17 protein-coding genes and 1 riboswitch are annotated in these 19211 nt (G+C 62.4%); of the genes, 9 read left to right on the top strand and 8 right to left on the bottom strand.

What is annotated here, in order from left to right; genetic code table 11:
• Positions 1 to 61 precede the first annotated feature (61 nt).
• Both argB and argC read right to left on the bottom strand, forming a co-directional pair.
• Positions 62 to 952, bottom strand: coding sequence for an acetylglutamate kinase (argB, locus tag IRZ31_RS07160; protein WP_112426523.1), 891 nt, complete (start codon positions 950 to 952; stop codon positions 62 to 64).
• A 207-nt stretch (positions 953 to 1159) separates the two neighbouring features.
• Positions 1160 to 2248 carry an N-acetyl-gamma-glutamyl-phosphate reductase gene (argC, locus tag IRZ31_RS07155; RefSeq protein WP_297151633.1) on the bottom strand — a complete coding sequence of 363 codons (1089 nt, stop codon included), beginning with the start codon at positions 2246 to 2248 and terminating at the stop codon, positions 1160 to 1162.
• A 1061-nt stretch (positions 2249 to 3309) separates the two neighbouring features.
• On the opposite strand from argC, the gene IRZ31_RS07150 reads away from it, so the two are divergent.
• Positions 3310 to 4818, top strand: coding sequence for a cation diffusion facilitator family transporter (locus IRZ31_RS07150; protein WP_297151630.1), 1509 nt, complete (start codon positions 3310 to 3312; stop codon positions 4816 to 4818).
• Positions 4819 to 4905: 87 nt separating this feature from the next.
• Here the strand turns inward: IRZ31_RS07150 and IRZ31_RS07145 are convergent, their stop codons facing one another.
• From IRZ31_RS07145 to IRZ31_RS07130, 4 genes are all read right to left on the bottom strand, one after another.
• Positions 4906 to 5691, bottom strand: coding sequence for an HAD-IA family hydrolase (locus IRZ31_RS07145; protein WP_297151662.1), 786 nt, complete (start codon positions 5689 to 5691; stop codon positions 4906 to 4908).
• A 185-nt stretch (positions 5692 to 5876) separates the two neighbouring features.
• Positions 5877 to 6878 (bottom strand): ABC transporter substrate-binding protein, encoded by a 1002-nt coding sequence (locus IRZ31_RS07140; RefSeq protein WP_297151627.1) that lies wholly within the window; start codon positions 6876 to 6878, stop codon positions 5877 to 5879.
• Between the two features lie 131 nt (positions 6879 to 7009).
• A complete protein-coding gene (locus IRZ31_RS07135) occupies positions 7010 to 7903 on the bottom strand; it encodes an ABC transporter permease (RefSeq protein ID WP_297151624.1) in 894 nt (297 codons plus the stop codon).
• Positions 7904 to 8146: 243 nt separating this feature from the next.
• Positions 8147 to 8418: riboswitch (FMN riboswitch) on the bottom strand.
• A gap of 182 nt (positions 8419 to 8600) precedes the next feature.
• Positions 8601 to 8993, bottom strand: coding sequence for a DoxX family protein (locus IRZ31_RS07130; protein ID WP_297151621.1), 393 nt, complete (start codon positions 8991 to 8993; stop codon positions 8601 to 8603).
• 310 nt (positions 8994 to 9303) lie between these two features.
• On the opposite strand from IRZ31_RS07130, the gene cofE reads away from it, so the two are divergent.
• From cofE to IRZ31_RS07100, 6 genes are all read left to right on the top strand, one after another.
• Complete coding sequence (gene cofE, locus IRZ31_RS07125; protein WP_297151618.1) at positions 9304 to 10098, top strand: coenzyme F420-0:L-glutamate ligase; 795 nt, start codon at positions 9304 to 9306, stop codon at positions 10096 to 10098.
• A 165-nt stretch (positions 10099 to 10263) separates the two neighbouring features.
• Positions 10264 to 10938 (top strand): nitroreductase family protein, encoded by a 675-nt coding sequence (locus IRZ31_RS07120; protein WP_297151615.1) that lies wholly within the window; start codon positions 10264 to 10266, stop codon positions 10936 to 10938.
• A gap of 85 nt (positions 10939 to 11023) precedes the next feature.
• Entirely contained in the window at positions 11024 to 11956 is a 933-nt protein-coding gene (cofD, locus tag IRZ31_RS07115) for a 2-phospho-L-lactate transferase (protein WP_297151613.1), read from the top strand.
• Positions 11940 to 12713, top strand: coding sequence for a 2-phospho-L-lactate guanylyltransferase (cofC, locus tag IRZ31_RS07110; RefSeq protein ID WP_297151609.1), 774 nt, complete (start codon positions 11940 to 11942; stop codon positions 12711 to 12713). The genes cofD and cofC overlap by 17 nt, the downstream gene beginning before the upstream one ends.
• Positions 12683 to 13702 (top strand): TIGR03557 family F420-dependent LLM class oxidoreductase, encoded by a 1020-nt coding sequence (locus IRZ31_RS07105; RefSeq protein WP_297151606.1) that lies wholly within the window; start codon positions 12683 to 12685, stop codon positions 13700 to 13702. The genes cofC and IRZ31_RS07105 overlap by 31 nt, the downstream gene beginning before the upstream one ends.
• 154 nt (positions 13703 to 13856) lie before the next feature.
• Positions 13857 to 14258, top strand: a complete 402-nt coding sequence (locus tag IRZ31_RS07100) for a PPOX class F420-dependent oxidoreductase (protein WP_297151603.1) — start codon at positions 13857 to 13859, stop codon at positions 14256 to 14258.
• A gap of 199 nt (positions 14259 to 14457) precedes the next feature.
• On the opposite strand, the gene IRZ31_RS07095 is transcribed toward IRZ31_RS07100, so the two are convergent.
• Positions 14458 to 15501: an FTR1 family protein gene (locus tag IRZ31_RS07095; protein ID WP_297151600.1), complete on the bottom strand. Its 1044-nt coding sequence runs from the start codon at positions 15499 to 15501 to the stop codon at positions 14458 to 14460.
• A 366-nt stretch (positions 15502 to 15867) separates the two neighbouring features.
• Between IRZ31_RS07095 and IRZ31_RS07090 the strand changes: the two genes are divergently transcribed.
• Entirely contained in the window at positions 15868 to 16809 is a 942-nt protein-coding gene (locus IRZ31_RS07090; protein WP_297151595.1) for a class I SAM-dependent methyltransferase, read from the top strand.
• A gap of 374 nt (positions 16810 to 17183) precedes the next feature.
• The gene (locus IRZ31_RS07085; protein ID WP_297151592.1) at positions 17184 to 18104 is read left to right on the top strand and encodes a class I SAM-dependent methyltransferase; all 921 of its coding nucleotides are present in this window, start codon (positions 17184 to 17186) and stop codon (positions 18102 to 18104) included.
• Positions 18105 to 18186: 82 nt separating this feature from the next.
• Here the strand turns inward: IRZ31_RS07085 and IRZ31_RS07080 are convergent, their stop codons facing one another.
• Positions 18187 to 19071: a hypothetical protein gene (locus IRZ31_RS07080; RefSeq protein ID WP_297151589.1), complete on the bottom strand. Its 885-nt coding sequence runs from the start codon at positions 19069 to 19071 to the stop codon at positions 18187 to 18189.
• Positions 19072 to 19211 lie beyond the last annotated feature (140 nt).

Here is a 19211-nt window from a genome sequence, read left to right as displayed (position 1 = left end):
GCGCACCCATCCTCAGCTCCGCGCCGATCGGCCAGGGCAGGGCAGGGAAGCACCGGTCTAACTAGGCCGATGGCTGGCGTGTTCCTCGCACAATCATCGTTCCTGCCCCCTGATCGGTGAACAGCTCACGCAGCAGCACATGAGGCTCGCGGCCATCGACGATATGTACGCGGGGCACAGAGCGCAGGGCGTCCAGGCACGCTGCAACCTTGGGGATCATGCCGCCCTGAATCACGCCCTCATCGATCAGACGCAGCGCCTCCTCTTCTGTCAGCTCCGAGATGAGGCTGCCATCGGGGCGACAGATTCCCACTACGTTACTCAGGAAGATCAACTTCTCGGCATTGAGGGCGCCCGCCAGGTGGGCAGCTACAACATCCGCGTTGATATTCAGGCAGGTGCCGTCAGGTCCCTGACCAAGGGGCGCAATGATCGGAATGTATCCCTGCTCAACCAGCACCTGCACCAGCGTGGGATCAACCTCCTCGACCTCGCCAACAAAGCCCAGACGTTCATCCGCGATCCGCGCGCGTACCAGACCGGCATCGGTCCCGCACAGGCCGATGGCTTTGCCGCCCATCTGCGAAGCCATCAAGACCAGCCCCTGATTGACTTGCCCCAACAGCACCATGCGCACCACTTCCAACGTCTGGGCATCGGTCACCCGCAGACCATTTTCAAAGCGGGTGGGGATTTGCAAGCGCTTGAGCCACTCATTAATATAGGGGCCGCCACCATGCACCAGGACCGGCCTGGCGCCGAGGGCGCTGAGCCAAATAATATCCTGCAAGACCACCTGCTGGTGCTCCAGCGTGCTCCCCCCCAATTTTATCACAAGAATTTTCCCCTTGAGGTAATCGATATATGGAAGCGCCTCGCGTAAAACCTCGGCGATGAGATGATGATCACTAATGATATCTCCATCAGGTGTTCTGGAAAACGCAATAGCCATCTCTCTGCTAACTCCTCGTCAGACCGTCGTCAAACACATTTCAGCCGGCGCCGGCAGGGCTGTAACCTCGCCCTTTCTTTCAGCGCTGGCGGGTTGCTCCCTGCGCTCACCCGGCCAGGTCAGGCCAGGTCAGCTGCTGGCCTCTTGCCGCCTGGGTCGGCAGTGGACCGGGGTTCGAAGGTAGCGTTCCACTCACACGTAAGAGCGTCAAGGATAGATTGCTCCTCCCTGCAGACCACAGCGCTCATCGAAGCCAAACATGCAATTGGCATTCTGCAGCGCCTGCCCGGAGGCTCCCTTGACCAGATTGTCCAGGCAGGAGAGCACCAGTAGCCGCCCGCTGCGCTCATCCACAGTGGCATACAGCAGACAATGGTTGCTGCCATAGGTCCACTTCGTATGTGGCGGCTGATCAACAACGTGAACAAACGGCTCGCCTGCGTAATAGTCACGGTAGAGCGCCTGGACCTGGGAGCTGGTTGGCAGGCGGCCAGAGCTATCGGGCCGCAGCTCCGCATAGCAGGTGGCCAGGATGCCACGCGTCATAGGCGTCAAGTGGGGGACAAAGGTCAAGCGCAGGCCCGGCTCACAGGTCTGGCCGGAGGCGCGGGCCGCTGTTTCTAGCTCTTGCACGATCTCGGGCCAGTGGCGGTGCCCGCCGAGGCTATAGGCGCTCAGATCCTCATTGGCCTCGGCATAGTGGGTATCCAGGCGCAGGCCGCGCCCAGCCCCGCTTACTCCCGACTTCGCATCGACGATCAGGTCTCGGCTGACGAGGCCCGCCGACAGAGCTGGCAGCAGGGCCAGAATGATCGCCGTCGCGTAGCAGCCGGGATTAGCCACCAGCGCCGTCGTGCGGATACGCTCGCGATAACGCTCACACAACCCATAGACGGCCTGCTCCAACAAAGCAGGAGCCGGATGCGTATGCTTATACCACTCCTGGTAGAGGGAAGGATTGCGCAGGCGGAAATCAGCGGAGAGGTCCACCACCCGCGTGCCGCGCTGGAGCAGGGCCTGGACCGCCTCGGCGGCAGCGGCGTGGGGGAGACAGACAAAAGCCAGCTCTGTTGTCTCTGGCTCCTCCGTAATCTCCAACTCGGCCAGGTGGCGTGCCTCCTCCTGGCAGGCGCCACCAGCCAAAGCGTACAACTGGGGAAAGACCTGACCCAGGCGCTGGCCAGCAGCGCTGCGCCCTGTCACCGAAGTGACGCGAAAGTGAGGGTGATTGGCCAGCAGCCTCAGCAGCTCCAGACCGGTATAGCTGGTCACATTGAGAATCGAAACGCTCACCATTGACAACACGCTCCTGAACTCCTGGGCTGTAGCGAGGAACGAGGGCTGCATACGCGCTGGCCGACTGGCCTGACGGTGGCCGCCACGTCGAGATGGCGGCGGAACTGTCCGCCAGCCCTCCGAGAAGCCAGCCGGTCAGAGAGACCAAATAAAAACGCCCTCGTCCCTGACCAACATGCATCGAAGGGACGAGAGCCGACAGAAACGCTCCCGCGGTACCACCCTGCTTGTCACCACCTGCAGCGCAGCCTCGGCCTGGCAGCGCAGTGGTCTGCAGCTCCGCTCTGCTCAGGCGACAGACAGCAGCAGAGCGCTCATTCGCCGTCTTGCTCGCTGTCTGGTTGTGCCCACCCCCAACAGACGCTTGGCAGCGCGCCAATGTCCAGCCTGTTGTTGCCGCCTGATGATCCGATCCATCGTGGCCAGCTCGCTTTCTCCAGGCCCTCCGTCAGTCGACCGCGCCACGAACGGGCCACCGCTGCAGTCTGCTCATGCCAGCACCCGAGATTCCTCACCTCATCGTGACGAACTGTGCTGTGACCACTCTTGCTGGTTATACTGCTGCGTGGGGACCACCCACCTGGCCTACTTGCCCACAGGCGACCGTGTCTCCCTTGCGGCGAGCAAGAGGAAACGCAGCAACCTGGACTTTCTTCGGCCAGCCGCTCACGAACGGGTTCTGAGCCGACGGGTCCCTGCCGAACTCTCACCGCTCTTCGGCTCGCTGTTGGTCGTCGGGCTCATACTGGTTTCGCTCAACGCGGGACAGACTTGTATGCACTTGTTATTGTTCTAAAGGATAGCAGCAGTGGCTTGCGTTGTCAACCACTGGATGAAAGAGCTGCGGTTTTCCTTCCTTTCCTGCCCTTTCCTACTGAGCCGACAATCGAGTATATTACTGGGGGTGTGCCGCCAGGCGGCAGCGGCGAGCGGTGAGCGGCGAAGAGCACCCGCCTGGCAAACCAGATCCGACGACAGCGGCAGCCGCCGCGCCGTGGCTGGTCACCCACCCATGTCCATTTTGAGCACTGACTGCTAGATGAGGATGAGGAACGAAGCGCATGTTAGCAGCACGAGAGGCACATCGGGAGAAGATGCTTGTCGCGCTCTCCTCGGTGGGGGCGGCGGTTGGACTGACCGTCCTGAAGCTCGTAGCTGGTTTGCTCAGCGGCAGCCTGGGAATCCTGGCTGAGGCGGCTCACTCCGGCCTGGACCTGGCGGCGGCTCTGATGACCTTCCTGGCCGTGCGAGTCGCTGACCGGCCCGCCGATGCCACCCATAACTATGGCCATGCCAAGATCGAGAACCTCTCAGCGCTCTTCGAGGCCATCCTGCTGCTGGCTACGGCTCTCTGGATCATCTATGAAGCCCTGCGCCGCCTGATCCTGGGGGAAGGGCATGTCGAGGCAAGCATCCTGGCGCTGGTAGTGATGGCCATCTCGATCGCTGTCGATATTACGCGCTCGCGTGCCCTGCTGCGCGTGGCGCGTCGTCTGGGCAGCCAGGCCCTGGAGGCCGATGCCCTCCATTTCAGCACCGATATCTGGAGTTCTGCTATTGTCATTGCGGGCCTGCTGGTCCTGCGCCTGGCCGAGATCTGGCATCTGCCATCCTGGGTGAAGCAAGCCGACGCCGTTGCCGCGCTCGGAGTCTCGCTGATCGTGATCTCCGTGGCGCTGCGCCTGACGCGCGAGACGGTTGACGCCTTGCTCGATCGCGCTCCCGAGGAGCTGTTGCAGCACCTGGAGGAGGCCATCCGGCAAGTTGAGGGAGTCAGCGAGCTGCGGCGGATACGCGTGCGCCGCGCCGGCAATAAGATCTTTGCCGATGTGGTGGTGGCCGCCCCACGCTCTTTCACGTTCGAGGAGACGCATGCTCTCAGCGAGCGCGTCGAGCAGGCCGCCATCGCTGGGGTACATGCACACGCTCCCCAGGCGGAGGCTGATGTGGTTGTTCATCTGGAGCCGGTGGCCAGCGCCGAGGAGACCGTGCGTGAACAGATCCACTATCTGGCCCAGCAGCAGGGGATTCGGGCCCACGATATTCGCGTGCGCGAGGTAGGGGGCAAGCTGGAGGCAGACTTCGACATCGAAGTGGAGGCCGATATGGACCTGGCCAGCGCGCATGCAGCGGCCACGCGTCTCGAAGAGGCGGTCCTGCGCGGCAACGCCCAGTTGCAGCGTGTCACCACGCACCTGGAGGCACCAACCGCGACGATCGAGCGCCGTCAGGATGTCACAAGTGACTATCCTGAGATGGTCCAGCACATTCGTCAGCTTGCTGATGCCGTGGCTGGCCCGGGCAGCGCTCACGACATTCACCTCTATCGCTCATGCCGGGCAGATGAGCGAACCACCGGGACTGAGTTGTGCAAGGAGCGGCGGCAGGGAGAAAAGTTGGCAAGTGCAAACGGGCGCGAAGATGAGCTGGATCTGGTTCTCCATATCACCTGCGCCCCCGAGATACCGCTGAGCCAGGCCCATCTCAAAGCCGAGGAGGTGCAACGCGCCCTGCGTCAAGAGTATCCCCGCCTCGGCTCGGTCGCCATCCATACGGAGCCACCGGAGTGATCTCCTGAGAGAGTTCCTCTCCCGTCAATCCGGCCAGCCACGCTGCCGCGCGCGCTACCCTCCGCCTGACTGCCAGTGGCGAAGAGATCAGCGCGATCCGTTGGCCCGCAGGGCAGCGACGCGCTGGAGAAGTTCTTCCAGGGGGAGCGCGCTCAAGGTCTCCAGTTGCAAATCGGGCGCGGCTTCGTCGGAGAAGGCAGCATGGCGGGTGAGCACACTGGGAACGGCCACGCAGAAGATGCCCGCCCGCCGTGCCGCACGTACCCCATTGGGCGAATCCTCCAAAGCGATGGCCTCCTCGGCCCTGACTCCCAGGCAGCTCAAGACCGCCAGGTAGACCGCTGGGTCAGGTTTGGTAACCTGGACATCGTCGCCACAGCAGATGCACTGGAAACGCGAACGGAGACCGAGGCGCTCTAGATGGCCAACAACCCAGCGCCGCGATGAGGAGGAGGCCACTCCTAGACGCAGCCCGAGCCGCTGGGCCGTCTCCAGGTAGTCCAGCACCCCCTCGGCCACAGGCTGTCCTTCTAAGAGCTGGCGGCAGCGCTCTCGCCGTGTCAGCCGCAGCGACTCGCGCTCCTCCAGTGAGAAAGAGCGCCCCAGGCGACGCTCTAGCTCACGTAGGGGATCAAAGGGGTTGGAGGTGGGGCCAATGCCGATGTAGGGAAGCCAGGCTTCCAGTTCGAAGCGCTGGCCGTAGCGCTCGTATAGCTCCTGCCAGGCCAAAAACTCCGGCACCTCTGTTTCCAGAATGAGACCGTCGAAGTCGAAAATCAGGGCTGTAATCATGTCCTCCTTGGTGGGCAGCGCCCCCGGGTCAGGTGTGGCCACGAGCAGGTGGCGCCACCTGCGGAGGCGCTGCTCAATCACTGGCAAAAGTAGGCCAACCTGCTGCACCCCTGAGCTGGGGCGCGCCGGGTGGGGCGAGGCTGATAGCTCTGCCTTAAGCATACCACATCAAGCGGGCAGTCTGTCTGCCCTGGCCCCGATGCTGCCTGCTCCAAACGTCCGCGCTCCCCGCTCTTCACTCCAGGTTCAGGGACCAGCTTTCTTGGCTAGGCTACAAACTGGTTCGTGTAGGCGGCGCTGACATCGGGCACAGCGGGAATCAGCTTGAGGGCGGCCATAAAGGTGGCTGTGCCCTGCCAGGTGGCGGGATCATTGTAGCCGAGGTGGCCGTTGCCCCGCCAGACAGGAATGGTCGCCTGCAGGACTTCCCTGGCCTTCTCCAGATCCATGCCGGGCACATAGCTCTTGCTGAGCTGCAGGGCCTCCTCGGGATTGGCAATGACCTCGCGCAGCCCCCGCAGCGTTGCCTGCACGAAGGCCCGCACCATCTGTGGCTGCTGACGCAAGGTGGTCTGCAAGGTCACGATGCCGTTGGAGATCAGCGGCTGGTAGTCCGAGACCTCAAAAGTGCGCACGGGGAAGCCCTGGCGGCGCAGCTGCAGTGGCTCATTATTCGAATAGCCCATCACGGCATCGACCTTGTGGCCAAGCAAGGCGGCAACCTGAGTGAAGCCAATGGACTGCAGTTGAATGTCGTTGACGCTCAGGTGCTCGTGGTAGAGCAGAGCCAGTAGCCCGACATAGGTCGCGCCGTAGGGGCCAGGTACCCCGACGCTGTGGCCTTTGAGGTCAGCCAGCGTGCGGATCGGCGAATCCGCCGGCACGATCAGGCAGACCGGATAGCGCTGGAAAATGGTGGCCACGTTGACGGCCAGCACCCCCTTGCTGCGAGCCGTCAGCTCCTCATCGCCGCTGGCGAAGACAAAGGTGTTGCGTCCCGCCACCATTGAACCAACCAGGTCGGTGACGATTCCATGATTGAAGGTCACGTTCAGTCCAGCCTGGCTATAGTAGCCTTTGGCTTTAGCGACGTAGAAGGGCGCGAACTGAATGTCCGGGATGTAGCCCAGACCAATGGTGACATCCGTCAGTGTCTTTCCCCCATTGGATGCGGGCGAGCCTTGCCCCGCCGACTGGCCGCAGGCGCCGAGCAAGAGGGAAAATACGAGCAGACAACTAACAAACACAAAATGCGTGATCTTCCGCATAAGGCACAAAATCCCCCATACGTACAACACAACAGAGCTTGCGTGTCGTGAGTGAGCGACTGGGCATAGGAGCGGCACGCTGGCTGGCCAGCGGCGCCGAGCAGCGTGGTAGGGAGGCCGAAGCGGGACCTTCAATAGACGGCTTCGGCCAGTTTGCTCAGCAGCCAGGCAAGACCGTAGTAGACTGCCGCCAGCGCGGCAAGCAACGCCAGTGTTGCGAACATAAACGGTGTATCATACTGGTGCTGTCCTTGCAAGATGAGGCCCCCTAGCCCCTGATTACCGCCGGCGACAAACTCACCTACCAGGGCGCCGGTAATCGAGAGTGTCAGCCCGGTGCGCACCGCTGCCAGGATGGCCGGCAGCGCCAGAGGAAACTCGATGGCGGTCAGCAGTGACCAGCCGGCGGCCCCATCAACGCGCGCCGCATCCAAAATGGAGCGATCGATGGTGCGCACACCCAGTGCTGTGGTGATCACCATTGGAAAGAGCACTACCAGCATACACAGAATGACTGTCGGAAGCAAGGTATAGCCCAGCCAGAGCACGAGGAACGGGGCGATGACGATAGCTGGGATCGCCTGACCGGCAGCCAGATAGGGCTGGACGGTGGCGGCGATCAGGCGTGATTTGGCCAGGCCATAGCCCAGCGGCAACCCGATGACGACCGCCAGCAGGAAACCCAGGAGGCTTTCTTCAATGGTGGCCAGGGCATTGACCTCGAAGAGGCCCGAGCTGAAGCCGTCCAGCAGGCGCTGCCAGACGTCGGCAGGGGACGGTAAGAAGAGCGGATTGATATGCCAGTAGGCACTGCCAAAATACCATAGGCTCAGCAGTACGACCGCCACCGACAGAGGGGGCACCAGGGCCAAGGCTGTGGCTTGTCGACGGCGGGGCCCCTTGATTCTGGCGGCCTGTGTGCTTCCGCGGCCTGTCTGCTCCGCGGCCTCTCTCTGCTGGTCCTGGCGAGGCAGGTCGAGCGAGAGATGCTCGCTGGCTGAGGTAGAAGTGTCGATACCCATCATTGCCCTCGGTGATCTGTTCTCATGACAGCGCCCCAGCTGCTCCCGTGGCGGACCACGGTAGACACGGACCTGCGCGGTCACGTCCAGGGAAACAACAGTCACACTGTCAGTTCAACCGACCCGGGGAGCATGTGAGGGAGACGCAGGAAAGCGCTGACGGAGAGCGTGACCAGTCGGCTGCGCTGCTCCAGGCGCCTGCTGCTGGTAGCAAGCGGAGGATCAACTCGTCCGTTTCGCGAGATACCAAGCCTTCTCCCATCCGGACTGTCACCGTCGGCTTCGGCCTCTCACCGAATCCATCGCTGGCGCCGGTCACTGGGGGTTGCCATCAGCCATCAAGGCTGTCCGGCCTGACAGACTGTCAAACCACCCTCAAGGACGCGCAGCGAGTCGCGGGCTTGGCAGCTCACACGCGGCTGTGGCATAGTAGGTAGCGCACAGGTAGGCGTGTTAACCTGCTGGCGTGTGGCCGCCATACCGCCGGTCGGGAATTGCACCCTGCCCCGAAGGTCTTGTTTTCGTCTTTGTCGATATTATGACACAGAGCGCAGGAGCGGTGCAAGAGGGCGTGTATGGATGGCCAGAGAGCGGTCAGTGCGACCCGCCTGGAGAGCCGTCCTCTGCGGACTTTGCCCCAAACCAAACGGGTCGCTACAGTTGGTCCACGACCTGGTTCGCTGAGCGCTGCTGGGCCTGCCTAACTTTGGGCCCGGCTCCGGGCGGCCTTCGTCCTGCTTTCTTCAAGGAGCACAAGCAGCAATCCTCCCATCAGCCCCAGATTCTTGGCGAACTGATTCTGCTGCATCTGGCGGGTCTGAGGATCGCTCTCCTGCCAGAAGGGGTGGCCGACAATGGTCGTGGGGACCAGCACAGCGAGCAGGACGGCAGCCGCCAGGCGCGGGAACCAGCCCAGGGCCAGGGCACTGCCGGCAACCACCATAGTGGCCCCATTGAGCACGACAGCGCGCTCCGGCTGCGCAATGCCAAAGCGCGCGACTCGCGCCGGACGGCCTCCCGGATTGAGGAAGGTGTCGGCACCTCCCTTGATGAAGATCACGGCCAACAACAACCGTGCCAGTGCTCGGATCATAGGCGTTCTCTCCGTCTCCTCTCACTAGTGCTCGCGGGTCCGGTACAGGGAGGCCGGGGAGGGACCGTCAGGGTAAAGCCGAGGCGGCTGGCGGCCTCGCCCGCCAAGCCAGTTTTCCCTGCGTGGGTCCGCAAGACAAGAGCTGAGCGAGCCAGCGAACTGCTGGCGCTCTCTCCTCTCTTCATTCTAGTCCGTTGGGTCACGGCGTGACCAGCATCTGACCGAGAGGGCAGTCACCACCTCTGGCCTGCCGACGGCGCATTTGCAGAAGGAGCGAGTTGCGAAATATAATACTCACCCAGGAGGATGTATGGGCGCGGAACTACGGATCATCCCCGTCACAGGTATTGGCGAAATCACCCCAGGGAGTGACCTGGGGGTTATCATCTCTGCGGCCCTGCAGGCCCAGGGGGTGACGCTGGTTAATGGCGATATTCTGGTGGTCACCCAAAAGATCGTCTCGAAGGCTGAAGGGCGACTGGTTCGTCTGGAGGAAGTGACCCCCTCGGCCTTCGCTCTGACAATTGCCCGTGAGAGCGGCAAGGACCCCCGCCATGTGGAGGTGATTCTGCAGGAGACGCGGCGGCTGGTGCGCATGGATCGCGGTGTACTCATCTGTGAGACGCATCACGGCTTTGTCTGTGCCAATGCCGGCGTGGATGAGTCCAATCTCGCTGACCAGCACCAGGTGAGCCTCTTGCCGCGCGATCCCGACCTTTCGGCGCGCACGCTGCGGGAGCGTCTGTTGTCCCTGGCGTCTCCCGCGGCCTCCCACTGGGCGCCAGAAGGCGAGCCGCTGAAGGAGCTAGCGGTCATCATCTCCGATACCTGGGGGCGTCCCTGGCGCAATGGCCAGGTGAACATGGCTATCGGGGTGGCCGGGCTGGCTCCGATCAGGGACTATCGAGGCGAGCCCGATGCCTATGGCCGCGAGCTGCGCGTCAGCGCCATTGCTGTTGCCGATGAGCTAGCGGCGGCTGCCGAGCTGGTGATGGGAAAGAGCGCTGGCGTTCCCGTCGCGCTGATCCGCGGCTATCCCTATATCCCCACGGCGGGCGGGGTCGGGCCGCTGCTGCGCGATGCGGCCAGCGATCTGTTTCGTTAGCCTTCTGCCAGGTCTGGCCGGGAGATCACCGAGAGAGATCTGCCGGCGTGACTTGTTCCCTGCCCTTGATGGTGATCGAGCTACCCCGGACAGCCGGAGCCTCCATCGCTGGCTCCGCCGCCGGGTCGGCCTGATGACAAACAGAGAAGGTAGAGCGAACGAGCCGTGACAACTGCTTGTGAACGAGCTGTGACCGTCTCCCAACGAGCCGGCGATCTGCTGACGCTCTTGCGGAGCCGACGCAGTGTGCGTGCTCTCCAGCAGCGCCCAGTTCCCGAGGCGCTGCTGGAGCAAGTCTTAGAGGCTGCTCGCTGGGCCCCCTCACCGCATGGCCGCCAGCCCTGGCGCTTCGTCGTCTTCAGCGAACGGGAGCGCAAGGAGCGGCTGATTGAGCGGATGAGCGCGGCCTGGGAGGCCCAGCTACGGCTAGATCAGCAGCCGGAGGAGATCATTGCTCTACGGCTGGAGAAATCGCGCCAGCGTATCCGACAGGCTCCGGTGCTGATCCTCCCTTGCCTGTACCTGGAAGACCTGGATCGCTATCCTGATGCCGAGCGCCAGGAGAACGAGCGCATCATGGCGATTCAGAGTCTGGGAGCTGCCGTGCAGAATATGCTCTTGATGGCCTACGAGTTGGGCCTTGATACGGGCTGGATGTGTGCCCCCCTCTTCTGTCCCTCCATCGTCTGCGAGGCTCTCGATCTGGATCAGCGCCTGCAGCCCCAGGCCCTGATCACTCTGGGTTATGCCGCCGCCGACCCCAAACGACGGCCTCGTTTGCCCCTGGAGGCTCTCGTGATTCGTCTCGATAGTCAGGATAGTCAGAGCGGTGGCCAGTAGCCAGGACAGTGAGAGCAGTGGATGGAGACCGTAGGGATGAGCAGGCAGCCAGAGCAAGCGAAGAGAAGGGAGTAGCGAGAGAGCCATGATTGTTGTGCTCGCCGGTGGTGTTGGGGGAGCGCGCTTTCTACAGGGTGTCGTCCAGGTGGTTCCGCCGGCGGAGGTTACCGCCATCGTCAACACGGGCGATGATCGTCAGTTCTATGGACTGCATGTCTCGCCCGATATCGACATTGTGATCTATACGCTGGCCGGCGTCGTGGACGAGCGCCACGGCTGGGGCATTCGCGACGACACCTATCACGTCATGCAGCAGCTCACCCGCTATGGCCACGAAGACTGGTTTCTGCTCGGAGATCGCGACCTGGCGACGCATATCCATCGCACCCTGCGCCTGCGCCAGGGACGCACGCCCAGCGAGGTGACTGATGAGCTGCGTCGCCTTTTTGGGCTGACGGTACGTATCCTGCCCATGAGCGATGAGCCGGTGGCGACGCATATCCAGACCCCCGCCGGCCTCCTCCATTTTCAAGAGTACATGGTCAAGCGACGCTGCGCGGATGAGGTACAGGGGGTTGTTTTTGTTGGCATCGAGCAGGCCAGACCAGCCCCGGGCGTTCTTGAGGCGCTGCGCCAGGCCGAGGCGGTGCTGCTCGCCCCGAGCAACCCTATCGTGAGCATCGGCAGCATTCTGGCCCTGCCCGGCGTGCGTGAGACGCTGCAGGCGACCTCCGCCACGGTGGCCGCCATCAGTCCCATCGTGGGCGGCGCTCCTCTCAAAGGGCCAGCGGATAAGCTCATGCGCGGCCTCGGATACGAGGTCTCCGCCTTGGGTGTGGCCCGCTGCTACGCCGACTTTCTTGATGTCATGGTCATCGACCAGCAAGACGCAGCCCTGGCGCCGGCCATAGAGGCCCTTGGCCCGCGAGTGCTGGTCACTGACACCATCATGCGCGATAACGAGGCCAAGATTCATCTGGCGCGCGAGGTGCTGCACAGCTGTGCACGTGCCGTCTAGTCCGGGAACAAACGATTCGGGAGTGGCGACTACTGTGGTGGCTCAACCGGAACAAGAGCAAGGGAGAGAACTGGTGGCGGCCTTCCCAACTCGCTGCAGCGCGCTGATCCCAGTGAAAGCGTTGGCGGCTGCCAAGGGCCGGCTGGCGGGCTACTTAACGCCCGCCCAGCGCGCCCAGCTGGTGCTGACCATGCTCCACCACGTTGTGGCCACACTGCAGGCCAGTGGCCAGCTCTCCAGGATTGTGGTCGTGAGCGCGGACGCGCATGTGCGCACCTGTGCAGTCAGCTGGGGAGCGGAGGGATGGCCCGAGGAGCAGCCAGGGCACAACGCAGCGCTGGAGGCCGCGGCCTGGCGCCTGCGAACCGAAGGGGTGGCGACACTGCTCACCATCTCCGCCGATCTCCCGCTGCTCAAGCCCGAGGAGGTCAAGGCGCTGCTGGAGCGGGGCCGGCGTTATCCGGTGGTGCTGGCACCAGCCCACGATGGTCAGGGCACGAATGCCCTGCTGCTGCGACCTCCTTTACTGCTGCCCTATCTGTTCGGGGAAGAGAGCTTCCGGCGCTACTGCGAGGCCGCCCAGCGTCGCCACCTCGCCTATAGCCGCTATGAGAGTCCGGGGCTGGCTCTCGACATCGATACTCCGGAGGACCTTCAGCGCTCGGGTCTGGTCGAGCGCTGGCTGACCGCCAGGTCCTCCTCGCATTGTCTCAGGGAGATGACACCATGCCAGTCGTTGGATATTCCGCAGCCTTAGAGCAGTTCCATCCCAGCGACCTCCTGCGCTGGTGCCGGGAGGCCGAGGAAGCTGGCTTCGGCGGCGTCATGGCCGCTGACCACTTCCATCCCTGGACGCCGACCCAAGGGCAGAGTCCCTTTGTCTGGTCCTGGATGGGCGCCCTTGGGCTGGCCACGCAGAAGCTCACCTTTGGCCCAGGCGTCACCTGCGCCTCCTACCGCTACCATCCGGCCATCATTGCCCAGGCCGCAGCCACCCTGGCAGCCATGTACCCCGGGCGCTTCTGGCTGGGAATCGGCACCGGCGAAGCGCTGAACGAGCACGTCGTCGGCGGCGAGTGGCCCGAGGCGCCGATCCGTTTGGAGCGCATGATCGAGTCAGTCGAGATCATCAAACTGCTCTTCAGTGGTAAAAAGGTCCGCTACAGCGGCAAGCACCTGCGCATGGAGAGTGCTCGTCTCTACACGCGCCCGGAGACACCGCCTCCGATCCTGATAGCGGCCTCCGGTCCCAAAGCAGCGGAAACGGCTGGACGCCTGGGCGATGGGCTGATCACGCCGGCAGCGCCGCCTGAAAAGCTCAAGATGCTGCTGGAGCGTTTTGAGAAGGGGGCGCGCGAGGCCGGCAAGGACCCGAGCACGATGCCGCGCCTGCTCCAGCTGCATGTCTCCTGGGCGCCGACCCACGAGGAGGCCGTCAACAACGCCCTCAAGGAGTGGCCTAACGGTGGCATCAAGGCCCCGAAGCAAGATATTCGCTCGCCGGAGGATTTTGAAGCCTTTGCCCAGCTGGTACGCCCCGAGGACTTCCAGGGCCGCGTCTTGATCTCGCCCGATCTGGAGGAGCACCGACGTCATATCCAGAGCTTCTTTGACCTCGGTTTCGACGAGGTCCATGTCCATAACGTAGGGCGAGACCAGAGCAGCTTTATCCGCGCCTACGGCGAGGCCGTTATTCCAGCCCTGCGTCAGCCGACAACAACCTCGCGGCAGGCACCCACCTCCTGAGAAGGGGGCTCGCCTCTCCTGGCTCAGCCCGCGAATGGGTGAACACCTGGCAAGCTCCCAATTCCTGGCCACGGTCGGAACTGGCCGCCCGGCCAGGGGCTGGGGGCTTGCGCAATCAGCATCTCAGAAACGGAATGAAGGAGGCAGACGATCGATGGCAGCGCTCTCAGAGCGCGCACGCGCCTTTCTGCAAGAGAAGCCGCGCTTTGGCGTCCTCGGGACAGTGAACGCCGATGGTTCTCCCCACCTGACCACCATGTGGTTCCTGCTCGATGGGGACGAGATCCTCATGAATACGAAGGTGGGACGAGTGAAGGAGCGGAATATGCGCCGTGATCCGCGGGTCTCCCTGTGCGTTGAAGATGGCTATCGCTATGTCACGATCAGCGGTCGGGTGCGCCTGATCGACGACCCGACGGTGGCTCAGGCCGATATCTATCGTCTGGCGCGCTACTACGATGGCGAAGAAAAGGCGCTCCAGCAGATGGAACACTTCAGCAGGGAGCAGCGTGTGACCGTGCGGCTCGCTTGCGAGCAGGTCCTTGAGCACTTCTAAGGGATAGGCCCCCGCCGAGGCTGCCAGGCGGGCTGGCGGAGAAAGGGCGCCAGATCTGAAAGGAAGGAAGGGCCGGCGAACAGACGGGGGGAGGCCAGAGCAATGGGACATGCTCCCACTCTCCGGCCTCCCCCCGCGGCATGGTAGGGTGGCTGTGATGTTGTGGCTTTCAGGTCAGGCCGCTACCGTCAACAGCCCCTTACGAGGAGACCTCCGTAGCTGAGGCTGCAGCCTCGACAGTCGGGGGAGTCTCGGGGCGTACGGCGGGACGCTCACCGAGCTGGCGCGGGCGCCAGACACGGATATACTCGGCCAGGAAGTAGGACCCAATGACCAGGATGGCCGCCAGAGCCTGAGCCACCAGCCCCTCAACGTTGGGGAAGACCGCGAACCAGAGACCCATCCAGTCAGGAATGGGCAAGGGAACAGGGGTAGTACCAAGCCAGCCTGCCAGCTGCATTTCCTGAACGCTCTCGCCCACCATCACAATCAGCACCACGCCCAGCAACACGCCCGTCAGGACCAACATCTTCTTGTAGGGCAGCCGATGGTGAGCCACGAATGTCAGCGCTCCGACGGTGGCCGTGAAGGCCAGGCCAATCAAGACACCGATGAGAACAATACCTGAACCAACCTGCATGCGCAGATTCTGCAGGAAGAGCACGACCTCGAAGCCTTCACGATAGACTGAGGTGAAGCCCAAGACAACCATGCCCCAGACAATGCGCGCTTCTTCATCTTCGCCCAGGCTCAGCAGGCTGCGCCGCCGACGATTATGGAAGGAAATCCAACCAGTCCAGTAGACACGGTGGAAGAACCAGTTCATGATAATGAGGAGGACAATGACCGCCAGCAGACCTGTGGCAGCCTGGATGTGCAGCTCGGGAGCATTCACCTGGCTAAGGATACCAACCACCACAAACCAGGTGATCAGACTCGCCAGAAGGGCGAGTCCAGCTCCAGCCGCAATCGGGCGGCGATATTTGTCGTGCTTTCCCATCATGCTGGCCGTAATCGCCGCCAGCACGAGGATGGTCTCAAGCCCCTCACGAAACACCAGCAAACCAGTATCCAAAATAGCCGCGCCCGTACTCAGATGGGGGACCGTGGGATCGGGATTCCCTTGCGCCGTAACGCCTTGCCAGACAAGAGCGACGACAACCACGGCTCCAGCCAGCAGGAGTACTGCACGGATGGTGCGCTGTAGAAGACTCCCGGTAAAGTAGGCTTGTAGGTACCTCACTCCAGCAAGTCCTTTCGTCTCTTCCTTCTTCTTTCTACCCGGTTGTGACGTGTCTCACTTCGCTGATCCGCTCGCTGCCCTCTCGATATTAGGGCAGGCTAATATCTTAGTGGTGTACTAGGATATTAGCATTGCCTAATCCATTTTGTCAAGGGGCAGATCGGCTTTCTCAAGCCTCCTCCGCATCATTACCGGGGCGTGCATTAAAAATACGTTAAAATTGTAGGCCACGCACTATCTCTATATATCCGAATTGACATATCCATCTCCTCTTTCCTAAACTGAGAAGAGTTGTGAGTCAGAGCCGTGCATTCTCCCAGCAGAGTGGAGGGGCACGCTGGAAAGAAAGGAATAAGAGAGGAAAAGATGCGCTGGTGGTTCTTCCGACGCAAACCCGCTGCAGCGCCGGCAGCTTCCCCCCTAAGCGAGAGCAGCCCACAGTCGGTGCGCCCACGCACCTGGGCAGGCGAGGTGACCTTACCGCATCTGGGTGACAGTGATGGACGACGCTACCTGGACGAGCAGCCGTATGTCCTGCCCAAGGATCTCCAGGAGATCAATCGGCTCGACTTTCAGCATTATGTGCTGCGGGCCATCTTGAAAAGGAACTATCTGGCCCCGCTGCGTCAGCCACGCCAGATTCTTGACGTAGGCTGTGGTACGGGGCAATGGGCCTACGAGCTGGCGCGGGAATACCCCCAGGCCACCGTTATCGGGTTAGACGTCGAAGAGACCAAGAACCCGACTGCCCCCCCACCGAACTATCGCTTTGTCTCAGGCGATATCCTCAAGGGCCTTCCCTTCGCTGATCACAGTTTCGACTTTGTTCATCAGCGGCTCCTTCACTCGGCCCTACCGCTGACCGCCTGGCCAGGAGCTGTGAAGGAACTGGCGCGAGTGACGGCCCCCGGTGGCTGGGTTGAGTTGCTGGAGCTTCATCCAGAAGTGACCCCTTCGGGACCTGCAGGTCAGCAGCTGCGGCAGATTATCTTGCAACTGGTAGCTCTGCGAGGATTGGATGCTGAGGGGGTTGTGGCGCGTTCTCTGGATCTCTATCTGGCTGAGGCTGGCCTCGTCGAGGTTGAGCGCCATGTTGTGGAGGTGCCGCTGGGAGACTGGGGGGGACGTCTTGGTTCTCTGCTGGCACTCGATTTCCGCGAGGTGGCGCTAGCTATGTGCGGACCGGTGACGGCGCGCTTCGGGCTAGCGCGTGAGGACTATCTGGCCCTGCTTGAGACAACTATGCAGGAATGGAACGAGCTGAAATCCTGCCATCATTTTATCGTCGCCTACGGGCGCAAGCCCTGAGCAGTCCAGCCGAGCTGAGGCCCTCTCGTCACTACGCCTGCTCTTGCCGGGAAGAGCAAGCTCTTGAGGAGGGGTCTCCGGCGAGCCAGCTATGAAGCTTCTTCACCCCTGAGAAGAAAAAAAGAAAGACAAGAGCCTGCCCTGGAGGGCGTCCGCTGGCCTCTTGATCCCTGTGTATCGCTCTTGCCCGTCGAGACGGGCCATAGGCGGGTGAGAGGGACACAGCAGCAGCGGACTGGACATAGCCGCTGGCGATCGCTTGCGCTTCGTAGGAAGAAGGAAGGACAAGCCATAATGTCGAGCAAGCATGGCCCAACAGATACGCTGCGAGTGAGTTCTCTGATCTTAGAGAGCGAGGTGAAAAAGGAGGAACCATGCCCTGGTGGTTCTTTAAGCACGGCGGGGGGAGTGAAGCCAACTCGACGGAGCGTGAGCCGGCCCCAGGAGAAGGGCAGCATCTAAGCGGCCTCTCCGGGGAAAGGGGCCATGCTGCTGAGTTCAATCAGCCTTCTCTCCAATCCCTTCCCAAGAACCTGCGAGAGATTGACCGTCTTGACCTCCAGCACTATGCCCTACGCGTGGTTTTGGGGGCCAACTATCTGGCCCCCATCGGCCTACCGCGCCGCATTCTCGACACAGGTTGTGGAACAGGGCGGTGGGCCTGTGACCTCTGTCAAGAGTTTCCCCAGGCGACCGTTGTCGGCCTGGACATTGAGCCAATCAAACAGACGACCAATCTGCCAGCAAATTTTCGCTTTGTGCGAGCCAACCTTCTGGATGGCCTCCCCTTTGCCAACGACAGCTTTGACTTCGTTCACCAGCGTCTCCTGGCGCTCTCCCTGCCCGTCACCTGCTGGCCAGTCCTCGTCAAAGACCTCGCGCGGGTGACAGCCCCCGGCGGCTGGGTCGAGCTGATTGAAGGCAGCGCAGAGGTCGCTCCCGCTGGCCCGGCGACGCAAGAGGTCTTTTCGCTCATGGGGCAGTACCTGCTGGCTCGTGGCCTGGATGGTCAAGGCCACGTTGCCCGTTCCCTGGCGCGCTACCTTGAGGAGGCGGGTCTGAGCGCCATCCAGCAGCGCACTGTCGCCATCCCACTTGGCGAGTGGGGCGGTCCAATCGGTCACCTGATCGCCCTGGATTTCCGCGAAACATTCCTGGCGCTCAGCGAACGCGTTGCCCAGCGTTTCCAGCTTCCAACCGAGGCCCTGGTGGCCCTGCTCCAGAGCATGCAGCGCGAGTGCAACGACCTGCAGACCTGCTATGCCTTCATCGTGGCTTACGGGCAAAAACGCTAAAACCGTTGCCAGACGGTGGGGTCTACTGGCGCCGAATCTGGGCCGGGGTTGGTTTCCAGCCCCTGAAGCCAGCCGCCACTGGCTAGCCTGGCGTCCTCTCGGCCAGCAGGGAGGGGCGCAGCGCCGTCGGCTGGGCGCTATAGCTAATCCAGAGGCCGTTGGTCGTGGTCCAGGTCGCTACGGCGCAGTAGCGAAAACCAGCGGGTAGACCCGCCGGAGCAGGTTGCTGGCTCAACTGCTGATTCAAACGCTCTTCGAATATCGCAGCCAGACCGGTGACCGGCAGCCCCCCCAGATCGGCGTGCAGCACATGCACCTGAGGATGACAGGTCACGATCACAGGCTGCACCTGCAGGAAGAACGGGCGTGTCAGTGCCATGCCGAAGAGGGTCAGCGTCTCCTGACCTGTGACCTCGATCAGAGCCCGTGGCTGAAGCGTGACGCGCACCTGGCTCACCTGACCGGGCAGGCCGGCCCGAGGGAGATTGCGCGCCACGAGTGCCGTCAGGTAGGCTGGAGACAGCTGAAGCACCAGATCGCTCTCGCCAGCTGCAGGGGATGGTGAGGGAAGAGGAGGATGATCCGGACTGATGAAGAGCAGCGCAACCAGCCAGAGAGCCAGTACGCCGCTGAGCAGCCCCAACAGAAACGTTCCCACTGGAAGCCAGCGTCGAAGTCGAAGACGATGACGAGCTGGGGCTGAGGGGAGGCGCGGCGGCCCTGCCTCGGTATCGGGCAGTGGACTGGATAGCTGCCGGGTCGGGCGCGCCTCCCGAGCTGGGGGAGACTGGATCTCGCTCAGCTCCCAGGTCGGCGGGTCATCAGGAAGATAGCTGGCCTCGGCAGGCTCAACAAGGCCAAGATCGGAGAGGTCGGCAGCGCTCTCGAAGACAGGGAAAGGGGTGGCCTCAGAAGCTGAGCCGGCCTCATCATCGCCGTTGGCGCTGGAGTTGGTGAACCAGGACATGGCTGGCAGCACTCCTTTAGCAAGCAAACCTGCACTGTATCATAGCTGTTCGGTTCCAGCTGCGCAAGAGGCGCTCACTTTTGGGCAATCTGCCCAAAAGTGAGCGCGACTATTAATAACAAATGAAGCGGACCACCAAA

Source organism: Thermogemmatispora sp. (assembly GCF_019683635.1).
Classification (GTDB): domain Bacteria; phylum Chloroflexota; class Ktedonobacteria; order Ktedonobacterales; family Ktedonobacteraceae; genus Thermogemmatispora.
Note: the sequence above shows the minus strand (reverse complement) of the source record. Positions and strands in the feature narration are given on the sequence as shown.